This is a genomic window from Saccharothrix sp. HUAS TT1, assembly GCF_040744945.1.
GTDB lineage: Bacteria > Actinomycetota > Actinomycetes > Mycobacteriales > Pseudonocardiaceae > Actinosynnema.
Genome location: NZ_CP160453.1, coordinates 4512230 through 4531797 on the forward strand (window position 1 = coordinate 4512230; position 19568 = coordinate 4531797).

Genomic DNA, 19568 nt, shown 5'->3' on the forward strand with positions numbered 1-19568 from the left:
TTGGAGGGAATGCCGTGCCCGATCACCCCGACGAGCCGAACGCCGCCGACCCGTCCACGGTGGGCGAGCACCTCGACGCCCTGATGCGGGTGGCGATCGCGCGGCGGGACGAGGGGCGCCTCGGCGAGGCGATCGACCTGCTGGCGGAGGCGGCCGACCTCGCCGTCCGGATCGACCGGGTGCCGACCTACGTGCTGGCGATGACCGCCCTCGGCGACGCGCACACCGCCGAGGAGCGGTTCGCCGACGCGGTGACCTGCTACGCCGCCGGTTACCGGGTGGTGCGGGACGTCGTGGACTGGCCCGAGATGGAGGGCACGCTGTCCTGGCGGCTGGCCGGCGCCGAGGCGGCGGTCCGCGCGGGCATCCCGGTGCCGGAGGACCTGGTGCGGGCCGCCGCGCCGACGTCCGGGCAGCGGTGGGTGAGCGAGTGCGACGAGGACCTGGTGGAGGACGACCACATCCCGGCGCACGCGGTGAGGCGGTTCTGGGAAGTGCGCGACGGCCTGGTCACCGGCACCACCGTGGCGAACCCGCGCTACCGCCGGGGCTGACCCCGGCAGCCCGACCTCAGCCGCGCGCCGGACGACCTGGCCACTTCGTCCCGTTGCAGGTACGCCATCGCAGTGGGACCGGGGTGTCCACAGTGGAAGGAGAATCCGGTCACGGCGAGTTCGGCGCGGGCACCGGTGGCGGCGCCGCGCCCTCGGGCGCCCGTTCCAGGTGCTCGGGAAGGGACGCCCGGTAGATCGGCATCGCGGCGGCGGTGGTCACGATCGCCACCGCGACCAGGATCGCGAACAACTCCGGCGTCACCAGCTCGTGCGCCAGGCCGATGTTGATGAAGATGAGGATCATCAACCCGCGCGCGTTCATCAGCCCGCCGACCGCCGACGCGTAGCGCCAGGAGAACCCCTGCGCCCGCACCACAGCGGTGCAACCGAGGTACTTGCCGGCGAACGCGGCCAGCATGATCACCGCGAGCGGCCACCACAGGGCGCCGCCCGCGCCGAAGCCGGACACCTCGGTGTTCAGCCCGCTGAACGCGAAGAACACCGGCAGCAGCAGGATCGAGTTGAGGTCCGTCAGCCGGGTCTCCAGCTCCCGCCGCACGATCGCCGACTGCGGCATGGCCAGCCCGGTGATGAAGCCGCCGAACACCGAGAACACGCCGATGTAGTCGGTGAACCAGCCCGCCGCCAGCACGACGAACAGCACCAGCGCCATCACGTCCCGGCTCATCCGGCCCTCGCGCTCGACCCGCTCGCCCAGCCTGCGCAGCAGGGTGCGCCCCACCGTGAGCATCAGCAGCGCGAACACCGCCGCGCCCGCCACGGTGGTCAGCGCGTCGAACGGGCTGCCCGCCGCCGCGACCGCGATGATCACGGCGAGGATCACCCACGCCGCCGCGTCGTCGATCGCCGCCGCGACCAGGGTGAGGCCGCCGATGGGCGTGTTCGCGATCCCGCGCTCCTGGAGGATGCGGGCCAGCATCGGGAACGCGGTGATCGACAGCGCGCCGCCGACGAACAGCATGAACTCCCACTGGCTGGTCCCGCCGGGGCTCAGCGAGCCGAAGAACAGCGCCGCCGCGCCCGCGCCTAGGGCGAACGTCGGCAGGATGCCGGACACGGCCAGCGCCGAGGCGCGCCGCATGTTCCGCCCGGCGGCCAGCCCGTGGTCCAGCGAGGACCCGACGAGGAACATGTAGAACGTCAACCCGATGGTGCTCAGCACGTACAGGGTGTCCTTGACGTCCGCGGGGAAGACCTGGGCCTGCACGCCCGGCGCGACGGCGCCGAGCAGCGCGGGCCCCAGCAGGACGCCCGCGACCATCTCGCCGACCACCCTGGGTTGCTTGACCAGCATGGCGAGGCGCCCGCACAGGGTCGTCGCCGCGAGCACGACCGCGAGCGCGGCGAACACCCGCAGCGCGAACTGGATCTGGTTCACGAGGTGATCTCCTGGGAGGAAGGCGGCTGGCGCCGCACCGGACGGCCCTGGTCGTCGTGCGTGGCGAAGTAGCGCCGGGCCAGGCGCAGGCGGCGGGCGTCGAGGACCATGACCGTGCCGAGCACGAGCTGCGCCACGCTGCGCCACACGTCCTCCCAGCGGTCCCGCACGCGCAGGAACGCGCCGAGGACGGCCAGCCGGCGCGGCGGCAGCGGCTCGTCCACCGGCGTCAGCAGGCACGGCCCGCGACTGGGCAGCGAGCGGGTGTGGCCGACGGTGGAGTGCAGCGCGCAGCGGCGCAGCACCTCGCGCGTCGCCGCGCGCAGGGCGATCGGCGACAGCCGCCAGGCCGGGCACGGTCGGTTGGCGGCGACGCCGAACGGGATGTGGTGCGCCGCGCGGGCCGGGGCGTCCTCCCAGCGGTCCGGGTCGAACACCTCCGGGCGCGGGTGGCCCGCGGCGTGGTAGTCGGGGTAGTTGAAGCACAGCACCGACCCGGCGGGCAGCGTGGTGCGCTCGTCCAGCGCGATGTCGCCGGTGGTGATGCGGTGCGCGATGCCGAACAGCGGGTAGAGCCGCAGGGTCTCGTCCAGCACGTGGGCGAAGTAGCGGTCGTCGGTCGGGTCGGCCCGCAGCCGGTCCGCCACGTCCGGGTGCTGGGCGAGCGCGAGCAGCAGGTGCGCCGTCGCCTCGGACATCTGGACGACGGCGGTGTTGAAGAACGTGCCCTGGAGGTAGTGCACCCGCTCGGCGGGGGACAGGGACGCGGGCAGCGGCTGCCGCACGTCCCCGGCCGCGACGCGCCGGGCCAGGTAGCGGGTCAGCCGGGCCCGGCGGGCGGGGTGCCGCAGACCGGTGCACTTCAGCGAGGTCACCACGTCGTCGGCATGTCCCACGATGAGGTCGCGCGCCGCGCGGGGGCACGGCTCGCCGAACACCAGCTCGTGGAAGTACGCCGCCCACACCGGCATCATCAGGTCGCGCAGCCGGACCAGGGTGACCGGCCCGGTGACCACCTCGTCCAGCACGCGCCCGGTGCAGCGGGTCGCCGCCGCGGCCAGCGCGTCACCCGGACCGGCCAGCAACGCGCGGGTCGTGCGCGCCACGTCGTCGTAGCGCGGCCCGGCCTCCAGGTGCTCCTGGTGCACCTCGGGGCCGGGGGAGAGCCAGTACCAGAACAGGTCCGAGAGCCCGGCGCCCCGGCTGCGGCCGTTCGCGGCCGGGTGGCCGTAGACCTCCTGGAACCGGTCCGGGCCCACCAGCGCGTTCGGGAACGTGATCGCGTTGTCCCCGTTGACCTTCTCGAACACCTTGGCGCGCAGGGCGACCACCCGCGCCGACAGCCGGTGCGGCGCGGTCAGCGCCGCCGCGGCGAGCACCCCGGTCAGCCGCACCGCGCCGACACCCCCGTCCCGCGGGCGACGACCAGGTCGCGGGTCAGGTCGGCGACGTCGCGCCCGCCGCACAGCGCGAGGACGTGGTCGAACTCGTCGCGCAGCAGGTCCAGCACCCGCCGCACGCCGGCGTCGCCGTCGGCGGCCAGACCCCACAGCACCGGTCGGCCGACGCCGACGGCCGCCGCGCCGAGCGCGAGCGCCACGGCCACGTCACCGCCGCCGCGAACGCCGCCGTCCAGCAGCACCGGCACCCGGCCCGCGACGGCGTCGACCACCGCGGGCAGCGCCTCGACCGCCGCGGGCGCCAGGTCGGACTGGCGACCGCCGTGGTTGGACACCACGACGCCGTCCACCCCGTGCTCGACCGCGAGCACCGCGTCACCGGGGTGCAGCACACCCTTGAGCCACAACGGCAACGACGTCAGCTCCCGCAACCGGTCCAGGTGCGCCCACGAGGTCGAGGGCGACATCGCGATGTCCAGGGTCCCGCCCGGCGGACCGCCCGGCAGGTCCCGCATGTTCTCCGCCGCCAGCCCGGCGGGCAGGTCGTGGAAGCCGTGCTCGGCGTCGCGGCGGTGCCGGCCGAGCACCGGGGAGTCGGCGGTCACCACCAGCGCCGCGCAGCCCGCGCGCTCCGCCCGCCGCACCAGGCACTCCGCCACGGCGTCGTCGGGTTGCGGGTAGAGCTGGAACCACACCGCCGCGTCCGCGTCCACCTCCCGCGCGGCGGCGGTCACGTCGGCGATCGCCACCGTGGCCGCCACGCCGGACACCAGCACCGTCCCCGCCGCGGCGGTCGCCCGCGCGGTCGCCAGCTCGCCGTCGGGGTGGGCGAGCCGGTGGAACGCGGTCGGCGCGACCAGCACCGGCAGCGCCAGGCGGGCGCCGGGCAGGTCGACGCCGAGGTCCCGGTCCGGCCGGCCGCGCAGCACCCGCGGCAGCAGCGCGAGCCGCCGGAACGCCGCCTCGTTCTCGGCCAGCGCGACCTCGTCGCCGACCCCGCCCGCGTAGTAGTCGTAGTGCACGGGGTCGAGCACCGCGCGGGCCTCCTCCCGCAGCTCGGCCAGCCCGGCGCTCACGGCGAGGTCACCGGGGCCGGCGCGAGCCGCGCCCGCAGGAACGCCAGCAGCGGCGCCCGGTGCACCTCCTCGCTGTCCCACTCGTTCTCCAGGTTCTCGGTGACGTGGTGCTCGCCGAGCGGCGCGCCGGCGCGGAAGTGCCGCACCACCGGGTGCAGGTAGCGGCCGTCCAGCCCGCTGGTGTCCTCCTGGGACACCCGGCCCGCGTCGATGTCGAACGGGTTGACCCGGTCGTGCCCCTCGCCGTACTCCAGCGTCACGGCCACGTAGGACTCGACGTCGCCGAAGTCGCCGCGCGCGACGGCCTCGTGCAGGTGCGCGACCGGCACCTCCTCGACGTAGCGCAGGTCGCCGCCCGGCCCGACCAGCACGGCGTCGGCGAGGAAGCCGAACAGCTGCCACAGCGCCGACGTGCGGTTCACCCGCTCCACGACGGCCTCGACCGCCGCCTCGGGGGTGGGGGAGAGGTCCCGGCTCGGCCACGGCACGCCGTGGTAGCGGTGCTCCAGGATGCGGTGCAGCGCCGCCACCCCGTACCGGAAGCCGTGGATGAACCCGCTGGTCGACTTCTTGAAGTCCCTGGCCTGCGTGATGGTCCCGGCGAAGAACAGGTCGGGCACGTTGACCGACTCCCAGGCCGCCGTCTGGTCCGGGAAGCGGTCGTTGATGGTCAGCTCGGGGCGGCACTCGGGCGCGAAGATCGACGGGTCGAACCGGAACCCGGTCGCCAGGATCACCCGGTCGTAGCGGATCTCCTTCACCCGCTCGGCGACCCGCGCGAAGCTGATCCGCGCCAGGTAGCCGTCGCCGTCGGGCCGGATGTCGAGCACCCGGCCGTCCAGCAGCGCGTTCTGCGACTTGAGCTGGTAGGTGTCGAGGAAGTTGTTGTTCACCGCGCGCAGGTGGCCGACGAAGTGGGTCTGCCACGCCAGCTTCAGCGAGCCGGGACCGGCCACGTGGATGACGGCGGCGGTCTCGACCAGGTTGTCGGCGGTCTCGAACGCCGAGTTGCCGCGCCCGATGATCAGCACCTTCTGCCCGGTGAAGTCGGCCGGGTCGACCGACACCCGGTCGTAGCGCTCGGCGTGCTCCACGCCGTCGATCGGCGGCACGTGCGGCTTGGACACGCCGGTGGCGACGATCAGCCGCCGGGCCCGGTAGGTGTTGCCGTCCCGGTCGTGCGCCACGAAGTCGTCCGGCCGGGTCACCGACGTCACCGACGTCCCGTACCGGATCGGCAGGTCGTTCTTGGCCGCGAAGTCGGCCAAGTAGCGGACCATGTCCTCGGCGGCCGGGAAGTAGCGCGGCGTGTACCGGGTGAACAGCAGCTCCGGGTCGTCGGACAGCAGCGAGTTCCAGTCGGTCCGCAGGTTCAGCTCGGGGTCGTCCCAGCCGGTGATCGGCTTGTTGATCGAGATCAGGGTGCGGTGCCGGGGGAAGCGGGTGAAGAACGCGCCGGGCACGTCGCCCGCCTCCAGCACCAGGTGGTCCCGCCCGGCGCGGGACAGCAGGTAGGACGCCTGGAGCCCGGCCGGGCCGGCGCCGATGACGAGACATTCCGTCGAAACCTCGCTGGACACGACTCTCTCCTCACGTTCACGGGTGCAGCAGGCGCTTGTCCGGCTTGCCGCTCGGTGCGAGCGGCGGTTCTGCGATCGCGGTCACCCGCACCGGCGCGCACGCCGGGCCGAGCCGCGCGGTCACCAGCGCGCGCAGCGCGGCGAGGTCGGGCGCCCGGTCGCCGGTCGGCACGACGTACGCGTGCACCGCCTCGCCGGTGTCCTCGTCCGGCGCCGCGACCACGTACGCCTCGGCGACGTCGGGGTGCTCGGCGATGGCCCGCTCGATCGGGCCGACGTGGTGCAGGTTCGCGTTGACGATCACCACGTCCCTGGTCCGGCCGGTCAGGTGCAGGCAGCCGTCGGCGTCGAGGTGGCCCAGGTCGCGGGTGCGCACCCAGCCCGCCGTGAACACCTCGGCCGACCGCTCCGGGTCGCCCCAGTACGCGGCGGCCTGGGACGGGGTGCGGACGAACAGCTCGCCGTCCACCCCGGGCGGCACGGGCGCGCCGTCGGCGTCGCGGACCTCGACGTCCACCGCGGCCGGCGGCACGCCCACCGAGCCGGGCGGGTCCGCCGGGGTGGCCATGGCGATCATGCCGGTCTCGGTCTGGCCGTAGCCGTGGAACACGACCGGGCCCAGCACCTCCAACGCCTCGCGGTGCCGGTCCGGCGACAGGGGTGAGCCGGACACCATCAAGCCGCGCAACGTCGAGAGGTCGGCCGGGTCGCGGCGCTGGGCGGCGACCAGCTTCACCAGCCGCGGCACGGTGATCACGCACGCGGAGGCGCGGTGGCGGGTGATCGCGCCGGGCAGCTCGGGCCGGTCGGCGACGACGACCGTCCCGCCGGCGGCGATGGCCAGCACGGCGTACTCGAACATCACCTGGCTCGACAGCGACCCGAACACCAGGTAGCGGTCCAGCCTCGACGCCAGCTCGCGGATCGCCGGCGGCCACTCCTGCGGTCGGGCCGCCCACCCGGCCGTCATCGCGGCGTACGTCTGCGCGCACGCCTTGGGCGTGCCCGTGCTGCCGCTGGTGTGGATCAACCGGGCGACGTCGCCCGGCCTGCCGTCGACCCGCAGCGGACCGCGGCGGGCGGTGCGCAACGCCTCCGCGGTGAGCGCGCGCGGCGCGTGCCTGCCGCCCGAGCGGATCGCCGTCGACAGGTGCGGCGCGTGGTGGCCGGTCGAGTCGGTGACCACCGCGGCGACGTCGAGGCCGAGCAGGTGCCGCAGCTGCGCGTCGGGCAGCCCCGGCCGCACGCCGAGCACCCTGGCGCCCACCACGTGGGCGGCGAGGACGGTGGCGAACGCCTCCGGGGTCACGCCGAGCAGGAGCGCGACGCCGGCACCGGGGCCGAGGCCCTCGCGCCGCAACCCGTTCGCGATCCGCGAGATCAGGTCGAGCAGTTCCCCTCCGGTGACGGAGCGGTCGCCGTGCTCGAAGACCGGCCGGTTCGCGGCGGCGTCGAGCGCGTCGAGCACCGCGCGCGGGAACGGCTCGGCGTCACGCGCCCGCAAGGCATTCCTTCACGAACGCGGCGAGCGGCTGCCGGTGCACCTCGGGCAGGTCCCAGTCGTTCTCCAGGTTCTCCGCCAGGTGGTGGGTCGCGGTGAGCGCGCCGTCGCGGTAGTGGCGCACCACGGGGTGCAGGTAGCTGGAGCGGTGCGCGTTGGCCGCGTCGTTCTCCGCGACCCGCGGCACGGAGATGTCGAACGGGTCGACCAGGTCGTGGTCGGGCCCGTACTCCAGCGTCGCGACGAACCGGTGCTCGGCCGGGCCGAGGCCGCCGTCGGCGAGGTAGGCCACCGGCACCTCCTCCTCGTACCGCGCGGCGCCGTCGGAGACCGTCACCACGTCGCCGATGACCGCGAACTGCTGCCACAGCGCGGAGGAGCGGTTCACCCTGGCCACGATCGCGTCGCCGATCGCCTCCGGTGACGGCTCCAGCGGCGTCGCGGGCCACGGGGTGTCGTGGTGGCGCGCGGCGAGGATGCGGTGCAGCGCGCGTGCCCCGTAGCGGAAGCCGTGGATGAACCCGCTGGTGGCCTTCTTGAAGTCGCGCTGCTGGGTGAGCGTGCCCGCGAAGTGCAGGCCGGGGACCGTGGTCGACTCGAACGCGGACGTCTGCTCCGGGAACCGGTCGTCGATCACCAGCGCCGGGCGGCAGCTCTCGTCGAACACCGAGGCGTCGAACCGGAACCCGGTGCACGCGATGATCCGGTCGTACTCCAGCTCCCGCAGCTTCTCCACCGTGCGCGCGTAGCGGAAGCGGATGCGGAACCCGCCGCCGGGCCGCCGCTCGATGTGCTCGATCGCGCCGTCGAGGACGGCGTTCTCGGACTTGAGCTGGTAGGTGTCGAGGAAGTTGTTGTTGACCGCGCGCAGGTGCCCGACGTAGTGCGTCTGCCAGGCGAGCTTGACCGAGTGCGGCCCGGCGACGTGCACCACCGCCGCGTGCTCGATCAGCGAGTCGGCGGTCTCGAACCCGGAGTTGCCCTTGCCGATCACCAGCACCCGCTGGTCGGTGAACGACCCGGGGTCGGTGTCGAAGGTGTCGTAGCGCTCGACGTGCTCGATGCCCGGGATCGGCGGCACGTGCAGCTGAGAGACGCCGGTCGCCATGACGACCCGGGCGGCCCGCCACGTCCGCCCGTCCCGGTCGAGCACGGCGAACCCGTCGTCGTCGCGGGAGATCCGCACGACCTCGGTGTCGTGGTGCACCCGGACGCCGGTGGCGGCGGCGAAGTCGGCCAGGTAGCGGACCAGGTCGTCGGCCGCCGGGAAGTACCGGTCGCTGTAGCGGGTGAACAGCAGCTCCGGGTCGTCGCTCAGCAGCGAGTTCCAGTCCATCCGCAGGCGCTTCTCCGGGTCGGTCGACGCGGTGCGCACCTTGTTGATCGAGATCAGCGTGCGGTGCCTCGGGTAGCGGGTGAAGAACGCGCCCGGCACCGGGCCGCGTTCGAGGACGGCGTAGTCGCGGCCGTCGCGCTCCAGCAGGGCGGCGAGCTGCAACCCGGCCGGTCCGGCCCCGATGATCAGGTAGTCGTGCGCCATGCGGTGGGAAGCTACCCACGCGATCTCAGAACTCTCTGAGATCGGCCGCTTACGTTCGGTGCCGTGACCACGACCGTGACCGGCGCCCCCGTGGACCTGGGCGCGCCACTGCGCACCAACGACCTCCATCGTGCCGCGACACCGCTCGCGGTGCTCGTCGGACCCGCCGTCCGGGACCGGCTCGACCGGGGCCGGGAGCACCTGCGCGCCGTGCTCGCCGACGACGGGCGCCCCGTCTACGGCGCGAAGACCGGGTTCGGCGCGCTCGTCGGCTTCGCCGGGCGGCCGGACGAGGCCGACCAGTGCGACAACACGCTGGCACACCTCGGCGCCGGGCAGGGACCCGACCTGCCCGCCGACGTCGTCCGCGCCGCGCTGCTCGTGCGGGCGTGGTCGCTGGCCCAAGGACTCTCGGGCGTCTCCGGGCACGTGGTGGACGGGCTCGCGGCGATGTTCGCGACCACGTTCGTCCCCGCGGTGCCCCGGTACGGCTCGGTCGGCGCGAGCGGCGACCTCATCCCGCTCGCGTACGCGACGCAGGCGCTGCGCGGGCGCGGGCACGCCTACGTGGACGGCGAGCGGGCGCCCGCCGACGAGGCCCTGCGCCGCACCGGCCTCACCCCGCTGCCGCTCGACGGCCGCGACGCGCTCGCGCTGGTCAACGGCACGTCGGTGACCACCGCCGCCACCGCCCTCGCGCTGGACCACGTCCGCGCGTCGCACCGCGCCATCCAGGACCTCACGTGCCTGCTCGTGGACGTCCTCGGCGCCGACCCCGGGTTCCTCGGCCCCCGCCTCATCTCCGCGTACGGGCACGCCGGCGCGGTCACCGTCGCCGACCGCATGCGCGGCGTGCTCGGCGGCGTCGTCCCGACCGGCACGCGCCCGCTCCAGGAGCCCTACAGCATCCGGTGCTCGCCGCAGCTGCTCGGGGCCGCGGAGGACGCGCTGCGCTACGTCGACGGCGTCGTGGCCGCCGACCTGGCCGGCGTCAGCGACAACCCGCTGTTCTTCCCGGACGACGACCTCGTGGCGCACGGCGGCAACTTCTTCGGCCAACCGGCCGCGTTCGCCGCCGACGTGCTGGCGATGGTCACCGCGTCGCTGGGCAACCTCGCCGAGCGGCAGCTGGACCTGCTGGTGGACCCGACCCGCAACACCGGCCTGCCGCCGATGCTGGCCGCCGGGCCGGGGCAGCAGCACGGGTTGCAGGGCGTGCAGCTGGCGACCACCGCGTTCGTGGCCGAGATCCGCCGCGCCGCCGTGCCCGCGAGCACCCAGAGCCTGCCGACGAACCTGCACAACCAGGACGTCGTGCCGTTCGGCACCCAGGCCGCGCTGCGGGCGCACGACGTGGCGGGCCTGCTCCGGCTGCTGTGCGGCTCGCTGGCGCTGGGCCTGCGCCAGGCCGTGCACGTCGGCGGTCGGCGGCCCACGGCGCCGGGGTGCGCGGCGCTGCTGGACGCGCTGTGCGAGGCGGTCGACCCGGTGGACCCCGACCGGCCGCTGGACGGGGACGTGCGCCGGGCGGCCGAGGTGGTGATCGGGTTCGGGTGGTGAGGCGGGGCGCGCTACCGCGATCCGGTGCCGATCTCCTCGCCGGTGTCCGCCGAATCCGCGCCACCCGGCCGGGCGGCGGGCAGTTTCAGGGTGAACCGGGCGCCCTGGCCGGGGCGGCCGACCGCCTCCACCGTGCCGCCGTGCCGGATCACCACCTCCCGCACCAGCGCCAGCCCCAGCCCGAAGCTGCGCTCCGGCCCGCCCGGCCCGCGGTGGAAGCGGTCGAAGATCCGGTCCACCTCGACCGGGTCGAACCCGTCGCCGGTGTCCGCGACGGTCAGCGCCACCTGACCGCCGTCCCGCCCCAGCAGCACCTCGATCCGACCGCCCGCCGGGGTGTGGCGCACCGCGTTCGCCAGCAGCTCGACCACCGCCCGCCGCAGCGCGGTCTCCACACCGGCCACCACCAGCGGGCCGGCGGGCCGCTCCACCGTCAGCGTGATCCGCCGCTCGGCCGCCTGGTCGAGCTCCGCCTCCACCACCGCCTCCGCCAGCGCGGCCACGTCGACGGCCAGGCCCTCGAACCCCTCGGACTGCTCGTCCAGCCGCGCCGACAGCAGCAGGTCGTCCACCACGTCACCGAGCCCGCGGATCGAGCGGGCGAGCCGGTCCAGCCCCTCGCGGTGGTCGTCGGGCAGGTCCGCCGCCGCCGCCAGGCGGGCCAGCAGCTGCACCCGCGTGTACGCCCGCGCGATCGGGGTCCGCAGCTCGTGGCTCGCGTCGGTGACGAACCGCCGCTGCCGGGCCAGCGCCTCCGCCAGCGGCGCGACCGTGCCCCGGCCCACCCGCATCCCGGTCACGGTCGCCGCGAGCAGCCCGGCCAGCTCCGCGATCGCCAGCGCCAGCAGCAGGTGCCGCCGGTCGGCGAGCTGGTAGCGCAGGTCGAACACCGCCTGCACGGTGGTCCCGTCCTCGCCCGGCTGGGTCAGCACCAGGTACCGCGTGCCGTTCAGCTCCAGGTCGCGCTCCACCGCCCGGCCCGACGAGCGCACCGCCTCCAGGTCGTCGTGCATCGGGAAGCCCGGCGGCACGACGAGCAGCCCGTCGTCCAGCACCCCGTCCTCCAGCACGAACAGCCACGTGCACCCCGGCGGCGTCGACGGCGCGCCGTACCGGGCGTTGTACCGCAGCTCGCGCGTCACCTGGGCTTCCTGCGCCTGCACCATCACGGCGTACGCGATCCCGCCGACGAACGCGACCACCACGGTGATCGCCAACCCCACCAGCGCGCTGATCCGCAGTCGCGTCCGCCGGATCACCGCGCGCTCCGCCTCGGCCCACGACCGGCTCACAACGCCCCCAAGCGATACCCGAGTCCCTGCACCGTGTGCACCACCGAACGGTCCACCTTGGTGCGCAGGTAGTACACGTACGTGTCCACAATGGAAGTGGACGACGCGTCCGGGAAAACCACCCGCCGCAACGACGCCCGCGTGTGCACGGTGTCCGGGTACGACGCGAGCACCCGCAGCAGCGTGAACTCCCTCGTCGTGAGCGGCACCCGGCCCCCGTCGGGCCACACCACCTCCCGCTGCCCGAGGTCGAGGTGCCCGGCGCCGATCCGCAGCACCTCGCGCACCTCGTCCGCCCGGCGGCACAGCGCGCGCAACCGCGCGCTCAGCTCGTCCAGCTCGAACGGTTTCACCAGGTAGTCGTCGGCACCCGCGTCGAGCCCGTCGACCCGGTCGTGCAAGGCGCCCATCGCGGTCAGCATCAACGCCCGCGCCCGCACCGCCTTCGACCGCAGCCGGACCAGGAGGTCGAGCCCGTCGAGCGCCGGTAATCGGCGGTCGAGGACCACCACGTCGTAGGGGCGGGTGAGGGCCAGGTGCAGCCCGCGATGCCCGTCCATCGCCACGTCCACGCTGTAGCCCTCGCCGCGCAGGGCGGCGGAGAGCAGTTCCACGAGCTCGCGGTCGTCCTCGACCAGCAGCAACCGGAAGCAGTCGGCCGGCCGGGACCTGGAGGTGCCGTGCACGTCACCAGAATGGCACTTCCGGGTGTTCGGTCAACGTGATGCGGGGATCGGTCATCGGGGTTCCGCCGCCCCGCTCCGTCGCGAAACAATTGCGCGTTGGTCCGCTTGCTCCGTCCACTGTGGAAAGACGGCGGCGGCTCGGCCGGAACTGCTCCCGCGTCGTCACCCCCCTGGCCATCCGAGACGGTTTCCGTCCGCCAACCGAGTGAATCCGCACCCGTTCACCGGCCGTCCCGTTGACGAACGCGCCGGTCGGCTCCCACGGTTCTCACCGGGCGAAGGACGTCGCCGCCGCCTCGGCGCCGTTCGCCCGGTCTTTCGTGTGCGCGCCAACGACGAACGCGGAGCCGTCCGGACGACGGCGGTGTCGCCGCGTCGTCGTGGCGCCGGACCCAGGAGGCTCGATGGAACGCCCCTTCGCGATGCTCGCCGTCGGTGCGGCGGTGGTCGCATCCGCCACCGCCCTGCCGCCGGCGGCGACCGCGGCGGCCGGTTGCCGCGTCGACTACGCGGTGGCGAGCCAGTGGCACGGCGGGTTCCAGGCCAACGTCAAGATCACTAACCTGGGTGACGCCGTCGGCGGCTGGTCGCTCGGCTTCGACTTCGCCGACGCCGGGCAGCGGGTCGTCCAGGGCTGGAGCGCCACGTGGAGCCAGTCCGGCAACCGCGTCACGGCGCGGAACGCGAGCTGGAACGGCTCCCTGGCGACCGGGGGCTCCGCCTCGATCGGCTTCACCGCCTCGAACACCGGCGCCAACCCGGCCCCGACCCGGTTCACCCTCAACGGCGTGGCCTGCGACGGCGACCCCGGCAGCCCCGGCGACCCCGTCCTCGACCGGGTCGCCACCGCGGGCCGGGTCCAGGCGGGCGCCGACGCCCTGCGGTTCAGCTGGCCCGGCGTCTACTTCGAGGGCCGGTTCCGCGGCACCGGGATCGGCGTCGCGCTGGACGACCCGGCCGCCGACTACGAGGTCCAGGTGGACGGCCGGACCGCCGCCACCCTGGTGACCCCGGCCCCCGGCACGCACTGGGTCAACGGCCTGGCCGACGCCGAGCACACCGTCCGGCTGGTCAAGCGCAGCGAGAGCCCGTGGGCCACCAGCGCGTTCCGCGGCTTCGTCGCCGCGCCCGGCGGGGCGGTCCTGGCCAAGCCCGCGCCGCGGACCAGGCAGGTCGAGTTCATCGGCGACTCGCACACCGCCGGCTACGGCAACCTGTCCACCTCCCGCGACTGCACCGGCGACCAGGTCAACCGCACCACCGACGCCGACCGCGCGTTCAGCGCGCTGACCGCCCGCGCGCTCGGCGCCGACTACCAGGTCAACGCCTTCTCCGGTCGCGGCATGGTGCGCAACTACAACGGCGGCGAGGCGGGCGCCGACTACCGCACCTACTACGACCGCGCGCTGCTCGCCGTCGACGGCGACGTGTGGCCGAAGCCGGCGGGCTGGCGACCGCAGCTGGTCGTCGTCGGCCTGGGCATCAACGACTTCTCGACCGCCGTCAACCCCGGCGAGCCGTGGACGCCGGAGAGCCTGGTCACCGCCTACAAGACGGCGTACCACGGTTTCCTGGACAAGCTGCGCGCCCGCTACGGCAACGACACCACCATCGTCGTCATCGCCACCCAGATGGGCAACACCACCGCGTTCCTCGACTCGACGCGCCAGGTCGTGGCCGAGCGCAACAGCCGCGGCGACGCCCGCGTCCGCCACTGGTACCAGGACAACAGCGGGCTGGACAACGCCGGCTGCCACTGGCACCCGTCGGCCCGCGACCACCGGCTCATCGCCGAGCGGCTGGGCGCGTTCATCGCGACCCTGCCACTGGCCTGGTGACCGTCCACTCCGGACCATCGTCCCGCGCTGCGGCGCGCGCCGGGTGACTGTCGGTCAACGACTGGCGGTCAACGACTGGCGGTCAACGACTGCCGGTCAGCGCGTGCCGCAGGTTCGCGCGCGCGTTCAGCGTCGCGGGGTGGTCGGCGCCCAGCACCCGCTCCCGGTCGGCGATCACCGAGTGGAACTCCGCCACCGCCCGCTCGTGCCGCCCGGCGTCCCACAGCGCGGAGGCCAGGTTGTCGCGGCACGTCAGCGCCTGCGGGTGGTCGGGGCCGAGGTCGCGTTCCAGGGTGTCCCGGGCGGCCTCCAGCAGCTCGACCGCCGCGGCGTGGTCACCGCCCCCGTCCCGGGCCAGCGCGTGGTTGTTCATCGCGACCAGGGTCAGCGGGTGGGCGTCGCCGAACCGCCGGCGCGCCCGCTCCAGGGTCTCCGCACTGGACGACAGCGCGCCGCGCACCTCACCGGCGGCGAGCAGGGTCGTGCTCAGGTCGTTGCGCGCCGCGAACGTGAGCGGGTGCGTCGGGCCGAGCACGCGCTCGACGTGGGCGGCCACTTCGCGGTGGCGCACGGCGGCGAGCCGCACCAGCCCGGCCTCCCGGTAGGCGGAGGCCAGGTTGAGCCGGGCGGTGAGGGCGTCCGGGTGGTCCGCGCCGAGCGCCCGCTCCTCGTCCCGCGCCAGCGCCTCGAAGATCCGGACCGCCTGCCGCACGTGCCCGAGCTCCAGCAGCGCGGTGGCGAGGTTGTTGCGGGCGGTGAAGGTGGACACGTGGTCCCCGCCGAGCACCCGTTCGCACTCCGCCACCGCCCGCCGCCCGGCGGTCACGGCGCCGGCGAGGTCGCCCGAGTGCCGCAGGCCGCGGACCAGGTTCACCCGCGCCTCCAAGGTGGACGGGTGGTCGTCGCCGACGGCGCGCCTGCACTCGGCGAGCGACTTCTCGTACAGGGGCGCCGCGCGCGCCACGTCCCGGGCCTCCAGGTAGGTGTTGGCCAGGTTCGTGCGGCTGACCAGCGTGTGCGGGTGGTCGGGGCCCAGCGCCTCCAGCGAGTCGGCGAGCGCGGCCTCGTGGCCGGCGATCGCCAGTGCGTGCTCGCCCGCCGCCGTCCACGCCTGCGCCAGGTTGTTCCGCAGCGCGGCGACGCCCTGGTGGTCGCCGGAGTCCTCGGCGTTGCGGAGCGCGCGGGTGAAGTGGGCGGTCGCGGTGGCCAGGTCGCCCTGGTGGGCCAGGAACAGGCCCACCCCGTTGAGCAGGGCGGAGGTCCACGCCGTGTCGTCCGCGGGATCGCTGTGGTCCAGCAGCGCCCGGGCGTGCGGCAGGACCGCGCGGTACACCGGCCAGGCCCCGGGCTCCTGCCGGTCCAGCCCGCCCACGACCCGGGACAGCGCGGTGGTGGCGGCGTCCCGGGCCGCGGCGACGTCCTCGGCCCGCCGGTGCGGGTCGTCCGGGTCCGGCGTGCGGCTGACCGCCTGCACCAGCCGGTGCACGCTCACCGCGTGCCGGTCGAGGCGGATCATGCTGTACGCCGCCAGCCTGCCCAGCGCGTCCAGCACGTCCACGTCGTCGTCGCCCAGGAACGCGCGGTGGATGTCGTCCGGGGCGTACCAGGCCAGCTCGCGCAGCACCCGGCCCGCCGCCGGCGTGTCGGCCAGCCGGTCCTGGGTGACCCGCCAGACCCGTGCCATCGTCCGCCGCGCGTCGGCGCCCTCGCCGGTCGCGGTGAACACCCGCGCCGGGTACCGGTCCAGCAGCGCCAGGTAGGAGGTCGGGGTGATGCGGTTCTGGGCCAGGTAGGCGCCCGCCTGGTGGACGGCCAGCGGCAGCTGCCCGAGCTCGTCGCACAGCCGGCGCGCGCCGTCGAGGTCGGCGTCCGGCCAGTCGGCGCGCGCGGTCCCGGCCAGCAGCTCCTCCGCCGCGCCGGGCGGCAGCACGTCCAGCGCCACGGTCGGGACGCCCCGCCACCCGGTGCCGCGCCTGCTGGTGATCACCACTGCGCCGGTGCGCACCCGTGACAGCAGCACGTCCGCGTCGGACGGCGACTCCAGGTCGTCCAGCACCACCAGCCAGTCCCGGTGGGCCGCCAGCCACCGCAGCCCCGCCTCGACCCGCTGTTCGAGCGGCGCGGCGGCGAGGTCCGGCCGCACGCCGACCGCCAGTTCGGCGAGCCCGTCGCCGACCGCCGCCCGCGAGTCCGCGGTGATCCACCAGACCAGCTCGTACCGATCGCGGTGCAGCTCGGCGAACCGCGCCACCAGGGTGCTCTTGCCCACCCCGCCCAGGCCGTGCACCGCCACCACCCGACCGGACCCCTCCGTCGCGGAACCCAGTCGCGCCAGCTCGTCGTCCCGGCCGACGAACACGCCGGTGGGCACGGGGGCCCGCAGCGGCGGGACCGACCCGACGCGCTCGCCCACCACCACGACCAGGTCCCGCCCGGCCTGCAACACCGCCGACCGCCCCGACGCGACACCGGACTGGACGACCCGCTCCGCCCCGCCACCCTCGCCGTCCACCGGCAACCACCCCGTCCACGCGCCAGGAGCAGGCCGAGCACGGCCGGCTGATCACGCACACGAGAACCCGAGGACAGTGCCGGGACAACGCACTAATGCGGTCAGGGAGCCGGCGCGGCGGGCCTGGCCTGACCGGCCAGGACCGCGGCGGCGGAGGAGAGCGGGGGAACTATGCTCGGAGTGGGAGGAAGCTCCCCCATAGCCTCACCCGCGCAACCTAACACCCGCGACGGTCGCCGCGGTATCGGGTTCCACGGCGTGGCCTGCGTGCTCGTCAGCGGTCAGCGCGGCACCAGGTTCCGCAACGTGGCCAGGGTGATCACCGTCGACCCGGCGGGCAGCCCCTCCGGCCGCTCGATCCCGACGTAGGCGACCGGCTCCGCGAACGTCGCACCGGGCGTCCACGCGGTGGTCTCACCGGCCTTGGCGCGCAACAGGTCCACGAGGTGGCCGACCGTGGTGCGCCGGTGCGCGACCAGGGACCGGGCGAGCACCGCCACCGTCACGCGGTGGTCCTCGACCCGGTTGCCCCACGTCGCGCCGCGCTGGTGCAGGTGCAGCCACTTCGCCGTCCACGACCCGTCGTCGTCCCGGCGGAACACCATCGGCACCGCGACGCGCCCCGAGCCGCGCAGGTCGGACCGCATCCGCACGGTGGCCGGCTCGAACGGGCGGCCGAGCTGGTCGCGGTCCCTGGTCATGAAGCCGAACACCGACTCGGCGACGTCGGCGAAGCCCTCGCCGTCGTAGATGTTCACCTGCGGCACGACGTACCGCGCCGACACGGTGCCCAGCACCACGTCGATGAACTCCGTCGCGCCGTCGGGCGCGGAGGTGAGGTCGCCGGAGTAGTACGCGCCGCCGGAGCCGTGGTCGGTCCACGACACCTGCCCGGCGTAGCCGAAGTCGTCGTCCAGCAGCAGCACCGACAGGTCGTAGTCGGTGGACTCGCGGCGCTGCCGCCAGTGCACGAAGAACCGCAGCAGCTCGCCCGCCAGCGGCGTGGTGGAACCGCGCGGCATCACGCCGAAGCCGTCCGCGACGGCCTTGTCCGACAGCGGCAGCGCCAGGGTGAGCACGTCGGGGTCGACCACGAGCCGGTCGTGCGCGGGCAGCCTGCGCAGCAGCTCGTCGTCCACCGCGGCCGTCAGCCGGGACACGACGGCGTGGTCCAGCCCCGGCCGCTCGTCGGGCGTCGCCCAGGCGCGCCCCTCCCGGTTGACGAACACCCGGGTCGGGGTCGCGGCGGTGCGGTTGACCAGGTGCTCGCGCACCGAGCACAGCACCCGCCCCGACACGGCGCCCAGCGCGGGCTCCACGATCCCGACGACCTCCTCGACGTCGTCGGGCGCGCAGGACCGCAGCACCCGGTCCAGCGAGCGGAGCAGCCGACCGGGCGCGACCGACAGCAGCCGGGCCGCGCCGGGGACGTCGCCCGCGGCGAACCGGGCCTCGACCCGGCTCGCGAGCGACCGGACGTCCCGCTCGCCGCGCGCCACCGCGAACACGTCCCGGGCGTGCGGGAACGCGCCGTGCTCGTGCGGGTGCAGCCGCTCGCCGAGCCGCTGCCACCGGCCGCGGTGCGGCGCCACGTCGCCGAGCTTGGCCGGGTCGGCGGCGACCACGGCGTCCAGCGCGGCCAGCAGCGCCCGGCGCTCGGGGCGGCGGAACGACCGGAACCTCGTCGGCCGCAACAGGGTCACGTCGCCGCCCGAGGCCGCGCAGGCCAGCCGCAGCACGTCCGTCACGGTGTCCACGGCCACCGGCGGCCGACCCGCCGCGAGGCGGGCCGCGTTGACCACGGCCCGGTTCTCCCGCACCGGGATCGGGTCGGGCTGCTCACCGTCCGGGCAGGACCGGGCCAGGTCGCCGAGCAGGATCAGGTCCTCCTCGCGCAGCGGCGTGGTGCTCGTGGCCAGCTCGGCGTACAGCGACCGGGCCTCCTCGGCCGCGGTCCCGCCCAGGTGCAGCACCGTGAGCCGGTCCCGCACCGACGGGACCAGCTCGTCGTGCGCGGCCAGCAACTCCTCGTACGAGTGCCGCGCGCGGCCGTACTCCGGCAGCCGCAGGAGGTCCAGGACGGCCGGCGGCGGCCCGTCGCCGATCGCCTTGCGCAGGCAGGTCAGCCAGAACTCGGTGGTGTCCGGCACGCCGTCCGGGAAGTCGCGGAAGCAGGGGTTGTGCGCGACGTGGTCGGCCACCAGCTCGCGCACCGCGACGACCGCCCCGACGGCGAGGGTCCTCGCCGCGGCGGGCGACAGCCCCGACAGGTGCCGCAGGAGGTCGCCGGACGCCTTGAACCCGGCCTGGAGGAGCGTGGCGTCGAACTGCCGGGCGACGGCGCGGCCGTCACCGGGGGCGCCGGGTGACGCCGGCACGCGCAGCGTCTTCTGGATGAGCGCTCTGTCTTCGGGCATGGGACGCTCATTACAGCAGAGCGAGCCCAACCCGCGTCCGGGGTTTTCGGAGTCCGATCAGGACTGGTGCGGCGGACCGCGCGCGCAGCGGATCGTCAGGTCTTCGTCAGGTGCGGTGCCGATCCGCTGCGGGAGGATGGCCGGGTCATGACTCTTGTTGAGCGGCCGGTGAGGCCGCGCGCCATCGGGAACTGCCCGCACCCGCACACCGCG

Annotated in this window: 13 protein-coding genes; 3 read left to right on the top strand and 10 right to left on the bottom strand. The window is 74.8% G+C overall.

Annotation, left to right across the window (positions count from 1 at the left end; translation table 11 throughout):
- The first annotated feature begins 14 nt into the window (after nucleotides 1–14).
- Nucleotides 15–554 (top strand): tetratricopeptide repeat protein, encoded by a 540-nt coding sequence (locus tag AB0F89_RS21705; protein ID WP_367127333.1) that lies wholly within the window; start codon nucleotides 15–17, stop codon nucleotides 552–554.
- 109 nt (nucleotides 555–663) lie between these two features.
- Here the strand turns inward: AB0F89_RS21705 and AB0F89_RS21710 are convergent, their stop codons facing one another.
- Genes AB0F89_RS21710 through AB0F89_RS21735 form a run of 6 tightly spaced genes read right to left on the bottom strand, consistent with a single transcriptional unit; the run spans nucleotide 664 to nucleotide 9050 of the window.
- On the bottom strand, nucleotides 664–1953 hold the full coding sequence (locus AB0F89_RS21710) for a cation:proton antiporter (protein WP_367127335.1): 1290 nt from the start codon (nucleotides 1951–1953) through the stop codon (nucleotides 664–666).
- Entirely contained in the window at nucleotides 1950–3347 is a 1398-nt protein-coding gene (locus AB0F89_RS21715) for a cytochrome P450 (RefSeq protein ID WP_367127337.1), read from the bottom strand. The genes AB0F89_RS21710 and AB0F89_RS21715 overlap by 4 nt, the downstream gene beginning before the upstream one ends.
- Nucleotides 3338–4429, bottom strand: a complete 1092-nt coding sequence (locus tag AB0F89_RS21720; RefSeq protein ID WP_367127338.1) for an alpha-hydroxy acid oxidase — start codon at nucleotides 4427–4429, stop codon at nucleotides 3338–3340. The genes AB0F89_RS21715 and AB0F89_RS21720 overlap by 10 nt, the downstream gene beginning before the upstream one ends.
- Complete coding sequence (locus AB0F89_RS21725) at nucleotides 4426–6009, bottom strand: NAD(P)-binding domain-containing protein (protein WP_367127340.1); 1584 nt, start codon at nucleotides 6007–6009, stop codon at nucleotides 4426–4428. The genes AB0F89_RS21720 and AB0F89_RS21725 overlap by 4 nt, the downstream gene beginning before the upstream one ends.
- Before the next feature lie 16 nt (nucleotides 6010–6025).
- Nucleotides 6026–7513, bottom strand: a complete 1488-nt coding sequence (locus AB0F89_RS21730; RefSeq protein ID WP_367127341.1) for a class I adenylate-forming enzyme family protein — start codon at nucleotides 7511–7513, stop codon at nucleotides 6026–6028.
- The gene (locus AB0F89_RS21735; protein WP_367127343.1) at nucleotides 7500–9050 is read right to left on the bottom strand and encodes an NAD(P)-binding domain-containing protein; all 1551 of its coding nucleotides are present in this window, start codon (nucleotides 9048–9050) and stop codon (nucleotides 7500–7502) included. The genes AB0F89_RS21730 and AB0F89_RS21735 overlap by 14 nt, the downstream gene beginning before the upstream one ends.
- Nucleotides 9051–9113: 63 nt before the next feature.
- Between AB0F89_RS21735 and AB0F89_RS21740 the strand changes: the two genes are divergently transcribed.
- Entirely contained in the window at nucleotides 9114–10610 is a 1497-nt protein-coding gene (locus tag AB0F89_RS21740) for an aromatic amino acid ammonia-lyase (RefSeq protein WP_367127344.1), read from the top strand.
- Nucleotides 10611–10621: 11 nt separating this feature from the next.
- On the opposite strand, the gene AB0F89_RS21745 is transcribed toward AB0F89_RS21740, so the two are convergent.
- Together AB0F89_RS21745 and AB0F89_RS21750 are read right to left on the bottom strand one after the other, a co-directional pair.
- Nucleotides 10622–11902 (bottom strand): sensor histidine kinase, encoded by a 1281-nt coding sequence (locus AB0F89_RS21745; protein ID WP_367127346.1) that lies wholly within the window; start codon nucleotides 11900–11902, stop codon nucleotides 10622–10624.
- Nucleotides 11899–12588: a response regulator transcription factor gene (locus AB0F89_RS21750; protein WP_367127347.1), complete on the bottom strand. Its 690-nt coding sequence runs from the start codon at nucleotides 12586–12588 to the stop codon at nucleotides 11899–11901. The genes AB0F89_RS21745 and AB0F89_RS21750 overlap by 4 nt, the downstream gene beginning before the upstream one ends.
- A gap of 404 nt (nucleotides 12589–12992) precedes the next feature.
- Between AB0F89_RS21750 and AB0F89_RS21755 the strand changes: the two genes are divergently transcribed.
- Nucleotides 12993–14426, top strand: coding sequence for a cellulose binding domain-containing protein (locus tag AB0F89_RS21755; protein ID WP_367127349.1), 1434 nt, complete (start codon nucleotides 12993–12995; stop codon nucleotides 14424–14426).
- A gap of 82 nt (nucleotides 14427–14508) precedes the next feature.
- Here the strand turns inward: AB0F89_RS21755 and fxsT are convergent, their stop codons facing one another.
- Nucleotides 14509–16938, bottom strand: coding sequence for an FxSxx-COOH system tetratricopeptide repeat protein (fxsT, locus tag AB0F89_RS21760; protein WP_367127350.1), 2430 nt, complete (start codon nucleotides 16936–16938; stop codon nucleotides 14509–14511).
- Nucleotides 16939–17219: 281 nt separating this feature from the next.
- The gene (locus AB0F89_RS21765; RefSeq protein ID WP_367127352.1) at nucleotides 17220–19355 is read right to left on the bottom strand and encodes a hypothetical protein; all 2136 of its coding nucleotides are present in this window, start codon (nucleotides 19353–19355) and stop codon (nucleotides 17220–17222) included.
- Between the last annotated feature and the right edge of the window lie 213 nt (nucleotides 19356–19568).

Bases quoted from the DNA above. Each gene is read 5' to 3' on its own strand.
- AB0F89_RS21735 (WP_367127343.1), bottom strand. From the start codon at position 9,050: ATGGCGCACGACTACCTGATCATCGGGGCCGGACCGGCCGGGTTGCAG.
- AB0F89_RS21755 (WP_367127349.1), top strand. From the start codon at position 12,993: ATGGAACGCCCCTTCGCGATGCTCGCCGTCGGTGCGGCGGTGGTCGCA.
- AB0F89_RS21765 (WP_367127352.1), bottom strand. From the start codon at position 19,355: ATGCCCGAAGACAGAGCGCTCATCCAGAAGACGCTGCGCGTGCCGGCG.